Source organism: Methylobacterium sp. Leaf456 (assembly GCF_001425465.1).
Classification (GTDB): domain Bacteria; phylum Pseudomonadota; class Alphaproteobacteria; order Rhizobiales; family Beijerinckiaceae; genus Methylobacterium.
In genome coordinates, this window is the sequence record NZ_LMQV01000005.1 from 26,116 (window position 1) to 40,384 (window position 14,269).

Genomic DNA, 14,269 nt, shown 5'->3' on the forward strand with positions numbered 1-14,269 from the left:
AAAAAAGCCTCAGCGCACGACGATGCGCGCCGTCGCCTCCGTCACGCCGGGCGTCGCCCGGATCTTGTCGAGCAGATCGAGCACGTCGGGCGGCGGGAGCAGCTTGGCCTCGCTGTTCGCGCCCGGCGCCGCGGCGAGCCAGCGGGCGGCCAGTTCCGGCGGCAGGCCGCCCTCGATGCCGAAGCAGGAGAACAGGTTCTCGAACGGCTCGCCCGCCACGATCTCGTCGAGGCCGTAGCCGCGGGGATAGCGCCGCGCCTCACCGGGCTTGAGGGGAGCGAGCGAGGCGGGGTTTTCGCGGACGGGGAGCGCCACGAAGGCGGTCTCGTCGGGGGCGACGATCCAGCAATAGAGGCTCTGGCGCGCCCGCGATTCGATGCGCAGCTCCAGCCGCTGCCCGGCCGAGAACGGCGTGGCGGTGGGGGCGACCGTGAGCCGGCCGCCGTCGGTGCGGGCGGTGGCCGCGAGATGATCGAGGAAGGGCCGCGGGGTCGGATCGCAGCCGAGCCCGTCGAGACCGATGCGGCGGCGCCCGGTCGGGGCCAGCACCGCGCCGTCGCGCTGGAACTCGACTTCCATGAAGGTATGCCGCTCGCGGTCGGTCAGGAAGCGGCCCCGCGCGGTGAGCGGGCCGGCGCAGACGGTGCCGGGCGGGCTGCGGCGCACGTCGAGGCGGGCCCCTTTCAGCACGCGGTTGACTGATCGCGCCTCGGCATCCAGCGCGATGACGAGACGGTCGGTCAGCACGCCGGCGCAACTCGAATGACCGCCCTCGGCCACGAAGGGGCAGACCTCGACGGCGCTGGCATTCGGGGCGGCCTGGCCGAGGGCTTTGACCGCACCCTCCATCACGGCATCGACGTCGGCGACGCCCGCGCCGACGCGGATCGGAACGCTCACCGGCTCGCTCGTCGCCTTGCACTGGACCGAGCGGGTGATGGCCTGGAGCCGCAAGGCGGCGGTCTCGCCGGCCCGGCGCGGCTCCACGAGGAAGACGCTTGCATCACCCGAAAACGCCGCGCGGATCTGCGCCTCGGCCTCCACCCCGGAGAGCCCGGTGGTGCCCTCGCGCAGGGCCTTGATGCGCACCACGTCGGCGGCCGCCGCGAGCCGCACCCGGCCGCTCGCCTGGAGCCGGCTCTCGATGGCCAGCCGCACCTCCTCGGCCTGCTCGCGCGAGAGCGCCGTCTGGCCCGGCTCGACGCCGATCACGGCCAGCGTCAGGTCGGGCCGCCCGGCGCAGGCGGAGACGGCGTCGAGGAAGGGGCCAAGGGTGGCGGTGGTGGGGTCGGCGCGGGCGGGGGTCGAAGTGACGATTGTGGCCAAGAGGGCGGCCACCAAAAACCCTCTCCCCTCTGCGGGGGAGGGTGCCTGCGGAGCAGGCGGGAGAGGGGAGCGACGGCGCCGCTTGGCCGCCATTGACCCGTTATCTCCGGAAGCCGGGCTCCCCTCTCCCGACCTCCTTTGGAGGCCACCCTCCCCCGCGGAGGGGGGAGGGAAGGCGGCGCGGTGCCGGCTCATTCCGCCTCGTTCGCCCGCGCGTACTGATCCAGCGCCCGGACGAAGACTGGGTTGAAGCGCCCGTCGAGCGCGCCCGGATAGTAATCCGCCTCCTTGATCGCCCGCTGGACCGTGCGGATCGTCTCGGGCCTGAGCTTCTGCTGCGCCGTGTCGGTGGCCGAGACCGAGGCGGCGCCGAGTTCGCCCTTCTTGAGCGCCCGCAGCACCATGTCGGACGAGCGGACGCCGGGAAAGTAGCGGGAAAAGCCGTTGTCGATCAGCGTCGCCATCGTCGCCATGGCGACGGGATCGCCCTTGTCGGCCGCTTGGCGGAACAGGTCGAAGCCCTGGCGCAGGTCCTTCGGGAAGCCGTAGGCGCCGGTCGAATAGTGCGGCACGAGCTTCGAGATCGAGGCGACATCGCCCCCCGCGACCGCGCGCTTGTAGAGCGCCACCGCTTGCGCCTCGTCCTTGGGGATGCCGTTGCCGTATTCGAGCATGCGGGCGGCGTTGGCGAGCGCCACCACGTTGCCGCCCTCGCCGGCCTGCCGATAGAGCCGGTAGGCCTCTCCTTGCGAACGCTTCACGCCCTGGCCGTACTCGTAGAGCGTGGCGAGGTTGTTCATGGCCGAGACGCTGCCGGCCTTGGCGGCCCGGTCGTAAGCCGCGAACGCCTCCTTGGAACGCTCGGCTCGGTCGTAGGCGCGGCCGAGCTGGTAATCGAGGCGGCGCAGGGACGGATAAGCGGACGCAGCGCCGCGGCAGGCCTCGATCGCGGCGGAGGCCTCGATGCGGCCGAGCTTCACCCCCGGCACGCTCTTCGGGCGGTCGGGATCGTCGGTGCCGGCGGCGAGTTCATCGCAGCGCTTCACCCGCGGATCGCTGCCGGGGTTCGCGCCGCCGAGATAGCCCTCGGCGAGGCTGCGATAGGCGCAGACCTCCCCGCAGGAATTCAGATAGGCCTGATACTGCCGCTGCGCGCCGAACTTGGCCCAGTTCTCCCCATCGATCGCCGCCGCGTCCCGGCGCCGGCCCGCGAGCAGCCGGTCCATGGCTTGCGGCCGGTAGGTGCAGGCCTCGCCGCACGATCCGACATAGGCCTCGAACGCCTCGCGGGTGCCGAGGCTCTCGGCGCGCCGCCACGCGGCCTCGTCGCGCAGGGTCGCGACGCCGCCCGCGACCGCCTCGACGGGAAGCGAGGCCTTGAGCACGATCGGCGCGTCGTCGATCTCCGGCACCTGCTCGCGACCCGACGCGCGCCTGGCGCCCTCAGAAACCTGCTCGCGCAGGTAGCGCTTCAACTCGGCCCACTGGACCAGCCCGTCGCCGTCGCCCTGCGCTTCCTTCGCGTCGGCCTGCCCCGAGACGCCCATCAGGAAGCGGCTGGTGAGGAGACCGAGCCGGTTGGTCTCGTCCCAGTTGGCGGGCGTCGCGCCGGAGGTGGCGACCACCCGGACGAGGCCGCTCTCGGGCTTCGGCTTGGCCGGCGCGAAACCCGGCGCGGAGACGGCGAGCAGGCTCTCGCCCTTGCGACCGGTCTCGCCGGTGAAGCAGGCATCGACCATGACGACGAGCTGGCGCTCGGGCCCGATCTTGCGCTTCACGAGGTCGAGGTTGCGGTAGAGCGTCTCCAGGGCATAGCCGCTCTCGCCCTGGTTCGGGTTGCCGTCGTGCGGCAGCAGGAAGGGCTGCTTCGTGGCGAGGTCCGGCACGCCGTGGCCGGAGAAGTAGACGAAGACGTTCGAGCGGCCCTCGCGCACGCTGCGCCAGAGGCGCCCGGCCTGCGGGTTGCGCTCCGTGCCGAAGGCTTGGTTGAACTCGTTGAGCGTCGCGTCCTTGAGGACGAAGACGTTGCCCTCGCGGTAGCCGAGCCGCCCGATCAGGTATGCGCGGATCGCCTCGGCGTCGTTGTGGGCGAAATCGACCGGCACGGTCTGCTTGTAGCTGCGGTTGCCGATCACCACCGCGACGGAATCGGCGTTGTCGGCGAACGGGGCCGGTAAGGGGGACGGATCTGGGGCAGCGCGGGCGGGAGGGCCGAGGAAGCAGGCCGCTCCGAGGAACGCGGCGGCGAACAGCGCGATCCGCCGCGCGGCGGGCACCGGGGCTCGTCTCGGCAATGATGCCTTCAAGGGCGTCCTCCCTTCGGCTCGCGGGCCGACCTCAACGTCCTTGACACGGGGCACGCCCGAATCGGGCGCGGGACAGGGTTAGCCGCGCGCAACCTGAGAAACAATGCCGCCCGAGGCGGTCGGCTTGAAGGCCCTCATCCCCCCGCGAACAGCGCGAGGACGAGGCTGAGGGCGGCCAGATGCAGCGGCGAGAGGGCGGTGAGCAGCATCTGGCCCCCTCACGGCAGGTAGAGGCCGGTGCCGCAGCGGCGCACGCGGCGCGCTTCGACATAGCCGGTATAGCGGTTGAACACCTCGACGGTGCGGTAGAGGCAATACCGCCCGGAGTTGCGGCCGTTGTAATAGACGCCACCATTGTCGAGATCGACGCCGATGAACTCCTGGTTGCCGCTCGGCGGGGCGGCTCCTTCAGCGGAGGCCGGGTTCGCGGCGGTGAGCAGGCCGGCGGCGGCGAGCACGAACATCATCGTCCGGGTCATGGTGGCATCTCCCTGATCGAGCGGTGTGTCCGCCCTCGACAGGGGCATGGGCGCGGCAGACCGGTTTTCGCCGAAGGCCCGCCGAACTTTTTGGATTTCCTAATCAGGGGCCGGCGCGGGGCCCCGAGCGACGGCGCCGCACAGACCCACTTGACATAATCGCAATATGAATATTAGTTACTCGCACGATGCGAATAAGGGGCCGTCATGAGTGAGGACGCGTTTCTCGCCACCTACGATCCGGACGCCTACGGTCGCCTCGCGCTCACCGTCGATGTGGTCCTGCTCGGGCTTCGCGACGGCCGCCCTGCCGCGCTGCTGCTGAAGCGTGACGAGCATCCGCAGGCCGGGCATTGGGCGCTGCCCGGCGGCTTCGTCGGCGTGGCGGAAACGCTCGACGCGGCGGCCGGGCGGGTGCTGCGCGAGAAGGCGGGGCTCTCGGGGCTCCATCTCGAACAGCTCTACACCTTCGGCGCGCCCGGCCGCGATCCGCGCATGCGCATCGTGTCGGTCGCCTATCTTGCGCTGCTGCCGGAGGCCGCCTTCACCGCAGCCGGCCGCAACGGCGCGGGCCTGCTGCCCGCCATCATCGACGTGCCCTGGGCCGGCGAGGCGGGCGGGCCGGTCGCTTTGCGGGATGCCGCAGGGGGCGGCCCGCTCACCCTCGCCTTCGACCACGCCGACATCCTCGCGCTCGCGATGCTGCGGCTGCGGGGCAAGCTCGACTACTCGGGCGTCGGCTTCGCGCTGCTGCCGGAGCGCTTCACCCTGCGCCAGCTTCAGGACGTGCACGAGACGATCCTCGGCACTCCCCTCAACAAACCCGCCTTCCGCCGCCGGATGCTCGACCGCGGCTGGCTCGAACCCACCGGCGCGCGCGAGGCCGGCACTTCGTTCCGCCCGCCCGAACTCTACCGCTGCCGCAAACCGTAAGGAGAATGCTATGGCTACGATCCGCAATCTCGGCCCGGTCGCCCAACTGCGCAGCGAGGCGAGCCGGCACGTCATCCGCTACCGTAACGGACGCGTCCGCCAGAGCGGGCGGGGCCTCGTGTTCTGGTTCCGCCCGGAGAGCGCGAGCATCAGCGAGGTGCCGATGGACGACCGCGAGATGACCCTGTTCGTGCGGGGGCGCAGCCGCGACTTCCAGAGCGTGACGGTGCAGGGCACCATCGGCTGGCACGTCGTCGATCCCGTGCTTCTGGCGAGCCGCATCGACTTCTCGATCGGCCTCGCGAGCGGCCAGTTCCAGGGCGAGCCGATCGAGCGGATCGAGGCGCGGCTCTCAGGGATCGCGGGCCAAGCGATCCTGCAGCACCTCGGCGCGAGCCCCGTGCGCGCCCTGCTGGACGCCGGGCCGGAGCCGCTGCGGCTCCTGCTCGAAGCGGTGCTGACCGACGCCCCCGCGCTCGCCGAGATCGGCGTCGCCCCGGTCTCGGTGCGGCTCACCAACCTCGCGCCGACGAGCGAGCTGGAGCGTGCGCTCCAGACGCCGACTTTTGAAGCCCTGCAGCAGAAGGCCGACGAGGCGACCTTCGCCCGGCGCGCGCTGGCCGTCGAGAAGGAGCGCGCCATCGCCGAGAACGAACTCGCCACCCGCACCGAGCTGGCGCAGCGCGAATCCGGGCTCATCGCCCGCGAGGCCGAGAACGCCCGCGACCGCGCGGCGGGCCTCGCGGAGGCGCGCGGCCTGGAGGCGGCGGCGGAAGCCGAGCGCATCCGCCTCGTCGAGGGCGCGCGGGCCGAGGCCGAGGCGCAGCGGGTGGCGGTCTACCGCGATCTTGCCCCGGCCACCCTGCTCGGGCTGGCGGCGCGGGAACTCGCGGGCAAGCTGGAAACGATCGAGCACGTCAACGTGACGCCCGATCTGCTGGCGAGCGTGATGGGCGAGTTCCGTCGTGCGGCAGCGCCCCTCACCGTGCCCCGCTGAGGAGAGCAAGCGATGGCGGCGATCCCCCCGCGCGCCGTGTTCGTCACCCGCGACACGGATTACGAACTGCTGCTCGCCCGGCACGCGACGCGCGGTCAGGCCAAGTTCTTTCTGGAGAGCCGCGGGCAGTCCTTGAGTGAGGTCGAGGACCGTCATGCCCGCTTCAATGCGGTGCTGGCCCAGGCCCGCGCCGCGGTGCCGGGGGAGTGGCGGCAGGCGCTGGCGCGGCGGGCCGACCTCGACCGGTTCCTGTTCGCGCCGGAGGACGTCGTCGTCGCGGTGGGCCAGGACGGGTTGGTGGCCAACGTCGCGAAGTATCTCGATGGACAGCCGGTGATCGGCCTCAACCCGGCGCCGGACCTCTACGACGGCGTGCTGGCGCGGATCGGGATCGAGCGGCTCGGGCCCCTGCTGCCCGCGAGCGTCGCGGGCGCGGCCCCGATCGAGCGGCGGACCATGGTGCAGGCGGTGCTCGACGGCGGGCAGCGGCTGCTGGCGCTCAACGAGATCTTCGTCGGCCACCGCAGCCACCAATCTGCGCGCTACCGGATCGCGGCGGGCGAGGCGGCGGAGGATCATTCGTCGAGCGGGCTCATCGTGGCGTCGGGCACCGGGGCGACGGGCTGGGCGCGCTCCATCAGCGAGGCGACCGGCCTCGGCTTTCCCCTCGGCCCGGAGGAATCCGCCGTCGGCTACTGGGTGCGCGAGCCGTTCCCCAGCGTGGCCACCGCCACGCATCTGCGTGCCGGAAAACTGCTCGCCACGGCGACGCTGTCGGTGGTCTCGCGGATGAACGAGGGCGGTGTGGTCTTCGCCGACGGCATCGAGCAGGATTTCATCGCCTTCGACTGGGGCCGGCGGGTCGAAGTGGGCCCGGCCTCCCGGACACTCAACCTGATCGCGCCTTGAGGTTCGTGAGTTTTCATCGAAACATTGTTCCGCAATTTATGTTGCTAGAATTTTTTGTCTGATTATTGAAAATATTAGCACCAAACAAGATTTATGAAAACATCCTTCTGGATGGTTTTCATTGCAAGGTAAGGAATACGCTGCGCTGCCTGTCGGAAAAAGATCGAATCGATACAATCGAATGCGGGAGGCCCGACGGCTCGATCCCGCGGTGTGGCGGTACGGCCGGCCGCCACGCGGCGAGGGCGGCGGTAGGAGCCGATTACTCCGCGACGGGGGCGGTCCGTCGGGCGACGTCGAGATGAGCACGAGGGCGGCTGCCGATCGCCCCGTCGATGGGCCGCGCCCCTGCCGCGAGGCGGAGGAACGCCCTGGAGACCTCACGCTCCGCGCGCGTTCGGGTCGGCGGACGCTGATGCGAGATCGACCGTGCGCTCGCTGACGAGGCCGGCCTGCATGGCGAGCCAGACCAGATGGGCGTCGGTGCGCGCGCCGATCTTCGCCTTGATGCCGTAATGCTTGTTCTGCACGGTCTTGGGACTGAGATTGAGCGCCCCGGCGATCGCCTCCGTGGTCAGCCCCGAGGCGACGAGGTGCAGGATCTCGACCTCGCGCGGCGACAGCTCGGCGATCGGCGTCGCCGGGCCCGAGGCGGGTCCGGCGGAGACCGCCCGCGCCATGTCCTCGCTGAGCGCCCGGCCGCCCGCGAGCACGGTGCGGATCGCCGTCACCAACTCGGCGGGCGGGCTGCTCTTCGTCACGTAGGCGCAGGCGCCCGCCTCCAGCGCCTTGAGGGCGAAGCCGACGTTCTGGTGCATCGAGAAGACGAGGATGCGGGCCTGCCGGTCCCATTGCCGGATGTGGCGCAGCCCTTCGAGGCCGCTCGGGCCCGGCAGCGACCAGTCCATGATGACGATCGTCGGCGTGCAGGCCTTGTACGCCCGGTAGGCGTCCGCGGCGGTCTCGGCCTCGGCGACGACCCGGTGGCCGGGCTGCCGTTCGAGGAGCCGCCGGTAGCCCTCGCGGACGACCGGGTGGTCGTCCACGAGCAGGATGGTGACGTCCTCGCTCATGCGGCCTCGCACAGGGGCTCGGCGGTGAGCGGGATCAGGGCGGCGACGCGGATGCCGCCCGCCGCGCGGGCGATGGCGAGCCGCCCCCCGAGCGCCGCGACCCGCTCGCGGATGCCGAGGATGCCGAAGCCCGAGGCGCTGACGATCCGCGCCGGGTCGCCGCCGCCGTCGTCCTCCACGACGACGGAGATCGCCGCGCCGGCCCGCCCGTTCTCGCTCAGGCTGACCGTCACGGTGTCCGGCGTCCCGTGCCGCACCGCATTGGTCAGGCATTCCTGCACGATGCGATAGACGTTGAGCGCGGCCGTCGCCGGCATCGTCGAGAGGTCGCAGCCGACGCTGAGCGAGACGACGGGTTTCCGGCCGGCCGCCTTGAGGTTCCACCCCTGGATCAACTGGTCGAGGCTCGGCCCAAGGCCGATCTCGTCGAAGTCCGGCGGTCTCAGGCGACCGAGCGCGTCGCGCAGCGTGCCCATCATGCGCGCGGCGATGCCGCCGATGGCCGCTGCGTCGCTCGCGAGATCCGGCCGCTCGGCCGCCCCCAACTCGATCGAGGCGGCGAGCGCGTGCGTCGCCGTCAGGCATTGCCCGAACTCGTCGTGCAGCTCGCGCGCCAGCAGGCGCCGCTCGTCCTCCTGCACTTGGAGCATCTGCCGCATGAGCCGCAAGCGCTCCGCGTGGGTGCGGGCCAGCCGCTCGGCCAGATCCTCGACGGCCTGCCCGATCAGGCGGAACTCGCGCGCCCTGAACGTCGGCAGGCGGATGTCGGTCCGGCCGCCGCCGAGCGCCTTCAAGCCGCGGATGATGGTGAGCCCCGGCCGCAGCGCGTGGCCCAGGATCAGGAAGGCCAGGAGGCTGAAGCCCGCGACCGCGGCGAGGACGGCGCCGGTGGCCAGGCTCACCTCGTGCCACGCCTGCCGCATGGCGGCCTCGGGCAGCGGCGCCACCACGACGCGCCCGGCCTCCCGGCGCTGGATGATCAGCGGTCGCGTGACCGGCAGGCTGTCCCCGAACAGCGCGCCGTAGAAGCGCTCGAACCAGCGCGGGGCGCCGTCGCGGTAGCCGCCCCAGCCGCTGCAGAGCCGGCGCGGCTCGTCCTCGAGGGGCTGGCCGAGCGGCACGAACGCGACGCAGACCGTGGGGGCGATCTCCCGCAGGGTCGCGGCGGTCTGCCAGTTCGGCGAGGCGAGCCGGGCGGCGGCGTGCGCGCTGCCGAGCCAGACATGCGATTGCAGCACCCGGACGACCCGGTCGGCGGAAGCCGCGGCCTGCGCCTGGATGCTCCGGTGCGCGTCGAACAGCACCCAGGCCGCCGTCGCCGTCAGGCACAGCATCGCGACGCCGACGAAGCGCAGAACCAGACCCGGCAGCAATCGCATCGGCGGCGCGTCCTCCGTGACGGCGCGATTATTCGTCGCCCGATCCTACCCGCGCAAGCGACCCGGTGAAGATCGGGCAAATTGCCCGCATCGAGCGGCGCCGATCAGGCTTGTGTTTCTCAGTATTTTTATTAGCATCGATCGGGAAATCACCCAGTATTCATCAGATAAATCGGGACTTGCTTGGCGCCGATCGAATGCGCCGAAGTGAATTCCCGCGCCCCATGCCCTCCATCGTCGGCGAGCCGGGATCCCCCCATGTCGAGCACCCGCATGCCGGATCGCGCCGTCCCGACACGCCGGCCGTCGAGGATGGAGCGCTCAGGCGTGGTCGCCCTGACGGCGGCTGCGGGCGCGCTCGTCCTCGCCCTCACGCTCGACCGGTTCGCGACATTGGGAAACCTGTTCGCGCTCCTGCGCGGCATATCCGTCGTCGGCATCCTCGCGCTCGGCATGGCGCTCGTGGTGATGGGGCGCAACATCGACCTGTCGCAGGTGGCGGTCGCGCTGATCTCGACCGGCGCGGTGGCCAAGATGCTGGCGGGCGGCATCCCGCTGCCGGCCGCACTCCTCGGCGGCACCGGTTTCGCGCTGGCGATGGGGGCGGTCAACGCGGGCGCCGTCACGCTCGCCGGCATCCCGCCGCTGTTCGCGACCCTGGCGACCGCGATGCTGTTCGTCGGCCTCGCCCGGTCCAGCATCCTGCCGGGGGCAAGTATCCACCTGCCCGCCGGGAGCGGCTGGCTGGCGCATCTGGGCGGAACGGTCGGCGGCGTTCCCGTGCCGCCGCTGGTGCTGGCGGCGTGCGCGATCCTCACCCACCTCTTGCTGGAGCGGACCGTGCCCGGCCGCTTCGTGCGCGCGGCCGGGATCAACCCCAGGACGGCGGCGGTGGTGGGCCTGCCGGTGCGGCGCATCGCGTGGCTGCAATACCTCTTTTCCGCCACTACGGCCTTCGTCGCCGGGCTGATCATGCTGTCCTCGTCCGGCCTCGTCGATCTGCAGCTGGCGAACGCGACGCTGATATTCGACGTGCTCCTCGTCGTCGTGCTCGGCGGGGTCGGCCTCTCGGGCGGACGGGGCGGGGTCTTCGGGGTGATGGCCGCCACGCTCCTCGTCGGCCTCATGACGAACGCGATGACGATCCTCGACGTCGCCGCGCAGGTGCAGGGCATCGCCAAGGGGACGGCGCTCCTCCTCGTCCTCCTCGCCGACGGCGCGCTGCGCCGCGGCGAGGCCCCGGCGGCGGGGATCTGAGCCGGCAATCCATTCAAGGCAAGAATCCATCCAAGGAGGACTTCATGGGACGGACCGCACGCGCCCTCGCCCTGCTGGGCCTGACCGCATCCGCGGGGCAGGCGTTGGCCCAAGCACCGGCGAACGGCGATCCGCGCGCGCAGATGCGCCCCGCCTTCGACCGGGCGGTGAAGGGCAAGACCGTCGCCTGGGTGCCGCTGACGCTCTCGACCACGATCGGCATGATCTGGACCCGGGTGATGCGGGAGAACTTCGAGCGCTACGGCGTGAACTTCGTCGTCCGCGATCCGAACTTCAGCGCCGACGCGCAGTTGCAGGCGGTCAACGCGCTGATCGCCGAGCGGCCCGACGTGCTGATCGTCCAGAACGCCAACGTCTCGGTGCTGGCCCGCCCGCTGAAGCGGGCCATGGAGGCCGGCATCCCGGTCGTCCAGGTGAACATGATGTCCAACACCGCCACCGACGCCTATGTCGGCGTCGACAACGTCGATCTCGGCCGCACCGTCGCGCAGGAGATCGTGGGAGAATGCGGCGGGGGCCGCTCTTCGGGCAAGGTCGCGCTGGTGCAGGGCGAGGCCACCGCGGCAGCGAGCCTCGAACAGCTCCAGGGGGCGATGGAGGTGTTCGAGCGCGAGCCCTCGATCAAGGTCGTCTCCAGTCAGGCGGCCAACTGGGACAGCAACCGGGCCAACGCGATCACGGCCACCGTCCTGCAGCAGCACCCGGACCTGTGCGCGACCTACGGCGTCTGGGGCACGATGCAGCAGGGCGCCGCGCAGGCGGTGAAGGCGGCCGGGCTCCAGGGGAAGGTCAAGGTCTACGCCACCACCGACGGCCCCCGCGCCGATTGCGACGCCGTCGAGCAGGGCCTGTTCCACAAGGTGCTGTCCTACCGCTCCGACGTGCAGGGCGTGCAGATCACCGACGCGGTCCTCACCCTGCTTCAGAACCGCGACAAGCCCGGCACGAAGCAACTCGTCTATCTCTCGAACAGCACCTGGGTCGCGGGGCGGAAAGACCGGGCCGCCTGCTTCGACCTCGACCCGCCGACGGACCGCTGAACCGCTCCGGACGGCCGCCCATGCGCCGTGTCGCGCCCGATACGTGGATGCCCACCGTTGTCCTCGCGGTGATCGCCACGACCTTCGCGCTCCTCGTGCCGAACGCCCTGTCGGTCGGGAATCTCCAGCTCCTCGCGACCGATTTCGCCGAGCCGGGGCTGGTGGCACTGGCCCTGTTCCTGATCGTGCTCTGCGGCGGCATCGACCTGTCGCTCGGGGCGATCTTCGCGCTCGCCAACCTCGCGGCCCTGCTGCTGTTTCGCGTCTACGGCTTTTCCATCGGCCTGACCGTGCCGGCGGTGATCGCGCTGGGCGCCGGCCTCGGGGCCGTCAACGGCGTCCTCGTCGCGGTGGCGGGCCTGCGCCCGTTCCTCACCACGCTCGCCATGCTCCTCGTCCTGCGCGGCGGCTACGATCTCGTCTCGCAAAAGTTCACCTTCGCGCTGGCCGCGGCCGCCCATGACGGACCGGTCTGGCAGTTCCTCGGCGGCGGCCAAGTACTGGGCGTTCCGGTGAACCTGCTGGTGCTCGGGGCCGTCGCCCTCGGTCTGCACGCGGTTCTGACGCGCACCCGGTTCGGGATGCACGTGATCGCGACGGGGTCCGATCCGCGGGCGGCCCGGCAATCCGGGGTGCGGGTGGAGCGGGTGCGGTTCGGGGTCTACCCGGCGGCGGGTGTCATCGTGGCCTGCGCCGCGATCCTCTACGCCGCCCGCCAGGACGCCGCGGGCTCCAACGTCGGTTCGGGCTGGGAGGTTGCCGCGCTGACCGCCCTGGTGATGGGTGGGGCGAGCCTCGCGGGCGGGCGCGGCAGCGTCGTCAACGTCCTCGTCGGCGCAGCCAGCCTCTCGCTCCTGTCCGGCGGCTTGCTGAGGCTGAACGCACCGGGCAACGCCGCCTCGGCGGTGATCGGCGCGAGCCTGCTCCTGGCGGTCGGGGCCGGCCTTTGGTTCGCCCGCAGACGCGAGCGCGCGCACGCCACTGTAACCACGGACGCCGCGCCCGGCGCCGTCGTTCCCGAGTCCTCCGGCGAGCGTCGCGGCGGCTGCGCCTTGCGCCTGACCGGGATCGGCAAAAGCTACGCGGGCAACATCGCCCTCGACGGCATCGACCTCGCGTTCTCTCACGGAGAAATCCACGCCCTCGTCGGGCAGAACGGAGCGGGCAAGTCGACGCTCGCGGGAATCGTCGCGGGCGAGACCCGCCCCGATGCGGGGACGATCACGCTGGACGGCCGCCCTCTCACCTTCGCCACGCCCGCGGACGCGAACGCGGCCGGTATCGCGATGGTCTATCAGGAGAGCAGCCTCGTCCCGGACCTGACGGTCGCCCAGAACCTGCAACTCGGCACCGAGCCCTTCCTCCTCGACCGTGCGGGCGCGCGGGCCGATGCGTGCGCCGCGATGGCGGCCTGGGGCTGGCGGATCGACCCGCAGGCGCGGGCCGGCGATCTCGACACGGCGGCGCGGCAGATGGTCGAGATCGCCCGCGCGGTCCGGCGGCGGGCGCGCCTGATCGTGTTCGACGAGCCGACCGCGGCCCTGACCCCGCGGGAGCGGGCGACCTTCTTCCGGATGATCCGTCACATGCGCACGCACGGGACCGCACTGGTGCTCGTGACCCACGCCCTCGAAGAGGTGCTGGCGCAGGCCGACGCCGTCACGGTTCTGCGCGACGGACGCCTTGTCGCCACCCGCCCGGTCGCGGCGATCACGCGGGCGGACCTCGTGCGGCTGATGGTCGGCCGCACGGTGGCGGGCGAGGCATCGCCGCGTCGCGAAAAAACGACCGCGAAGCGCGCCGACGCCCCGCCCGCCTTCGCGGTCGTGCGGGCGCGGGCCGGCGCCGCGGTCCGGGGCATGACCTTCGATGTGAGGGCCGGCGAGGTGGTCGGCCTGACCGGCCTCGTCGGCGCCGGCCGCACCGAGACGGCCCGGCACGCCGTCGGCCTCTACGCTCCGCGCCGCGGCGGCGCGATCCGGCTGCACGGGCGGCCGGTCGCGTTCACCGATGCCGGGCAGGCGGTGCGGGCCGGGCTCGTCTACGTCACCGAGGACCGCCAGACCGAGGGGCTGTTCGAGAGCCTGTCGGCGGAGGAAAATATCGTGCTCGGCATCCTGGCGACCCGGCCGGGACGCCGCTTCCTGTATCCGCGGCGGCTTGTCCGCGCCCGCATGGCACGCCCCTGGCTCGACGCCTTGCGGGTGGCCGCCCTCGATGCGGGCGGCCCCCTCGGCAGCTTCTCGGGCGGCAACCAGCAGAAGGTGGTGCTCGCCCGCGCCCTGGCGCAGGCGCCCGACGTGATCCTCGCCGACGAGCCGACCCGCGGCGTCGATGTCGGTGCCGTCCCGGACATCCACGCCGCCCTGCGGCGGGCGGCGGGCGAGGGCAAGGCGGTGCTGGCGATCTCGTCCGACCTGTCCGAGGTGCTGAGTCTGTCCGACCGCATCGTCGTCGCGCGGGCCGGCCGCGTCGTCGCCACCTTCGAGGCGGCCGAGGCGCGCGAGGAGGCCATCGTCTCCGCGGCGATGACGTGACCGGCAGGCGCG

11 protein-coding genes are annotated in these 14,269 nt (G+C 71.8%); 6 read left to right on the top strand and 5 right to left on the bottom strand.

Features of this window, described 5'->3' with window-relative positions; genetic code table 11:
* Window positions 1-9 precede the first annotated feature (9 nt).
* The 3 genes from ASG52_RS06280 to ASG52_RS06290 form a co-directional block, all read right to left on the bottom strand.
* Window positions 10-1,338 (bottom strand): hypothetical protein, encoded by a 1,329-nt coding sequence (locus tag ASG52_RS06280; protein ID WP_286158961.1) that lies wholly within the window; start codon window positions 1,336-1,338, stop codon window positions 10-12.
* Window positions 1,339-1,517: 179 nt separating this feature from the next.
* A complete protein-coding gene (locus tag ASG52_RS06285) occupies window positions 1,518-3,602 on the bottom strand; it encodes a caspase family protein (RefSeq protein WP_286158962.1) in 2,085 nt (694 codons plus the stop codon).
* Between the two features lie 248 nt (window positions 3,603-3,850).
* Window positions 3,851-4,111 carry a hypothetical protein gene (locus tag ASG52_RS06290; RefSeq protein WP_056240561.1) on the bottom strand — a complete coding sequence of 87 codons (261 nt, stop codon included), beginning with the start codon at window positions 4,109-4,111 and terminating at the stop codon, window positions 3,851-3,853.
* A 207-nt stretch (window positions 4,112-4,318) separates the two neighbouring features.
* On the opposite strand from ASG52_RS06290, the gene ASG52_RS06295 reads away from it, so the two are divergent.
* From ASG52_RS06295 to ASG52_RS06305, 3 genes are read left to right on the top strand one after another with little or no spacing between them, the layout of a single operon-like run.
* A complete protein-coding gene (locus ASG52_RS06295; protein WP_056240565.1) occupies window positions 4,319-5,044 on the top strand; it encodes an NUDIX hydrolase in 726 nt (241 codons plus the stop codon).
* 10 nt (window positions 5,045-5,054) lie between these two features.
* A complete protein-coding gene (locus ASG52_RS06300; protein WP_056240569.1) occupies window positions 5,055-6,041 on the top strand; it encodes an SPFH domain-containing protein in 987 nt (328 codons plus the stop codon).
* Between the two features lie 12 nt (window positions 6,042-6,053).
* Window positions 6,054-6,950: a diacylglycerol kinase catalytic domain-containing protein gene (locus tag ASG52_RS06305; protein WP_056240572.1), complete on the top strand. Its 897-nt coding sequence runs from the start codon at window positions 6,054-6,056 to the stop codon at window positions 6,948-6,950.
* Between the two features lie 380 nt (window positions 6,951-7,330).
* Here ASG52_RS06305 and ASG52_RS06310 read toward each other — a convergent pair whose 3' ends face one another.
* On the bottom strand, window positions 7,331-8,023 hold the full coding sequence (locus ASG52_RS06310; protein WP_056240577.1) for a response regulator transcription factor: 693 nt from the start codon (window positions 8,021-8,023) through the stop codon (window positions 7,331-7,333).
* Window positions 8,020-9,402, bottom strand: coding sequence for a histidine kinase (locus ASG52_RS06315; protein ID WP_056240578.1), 1,383 nt, complete (start codon window positions 9,400-9,402; stop codon window positions 8,020-8,022). Before ASG52_RS06315 ends, ASG52_RS06310 begins: the two co-directional genes overlap by 4 nt.
* Window positions 9,403-9,660: 258 nt before the next feature.
* Between ASG52_RS06315 and ASG52_RS06320 the strand changes: the two genes are divergently transcribed.
* From ASG52_RS06320 to ASG52_RS06330, 3 genes are read left to right on the top strand one after another with little or no spacing between them, the layout of a single operon-like run.
* Entirely contained in the window at window positions 9,661-10,659 is a 999-nt protein-coding gene (locus tag ASG52_RS06320) for an ABC transporter permease (RefSeq protein WP_082552393.1), read from the top strand.
* Window positions 10,660-10,703: 44 nt separating this feature from the next.
* Complete coding sequence (locus ASG52_RS06325) at window positions 10,704-11,720, top strand: sugar ABC transporter substrate-binding protein (RefSeq protein WP_056240585.1); 1,017 nt, start codon at window positions 10,704-10,706, stop codon at window positions 11,718-11,720.
* A 47-nt stretch (window positions 11,721-11,767) separates the two neighbouring features.
* Entirely contained in the window at window positions 11,768-14,257 is a 2,490-nt protein-coding gene (locus tag ASG52_RS06330) for an ATP-binding cassette domain-containing protein (protein WP_056240588.1), read from the top strand.
* The last annotated feature ends 12 nt before the right edge of the window (window positions 14,258-14,269 follow it).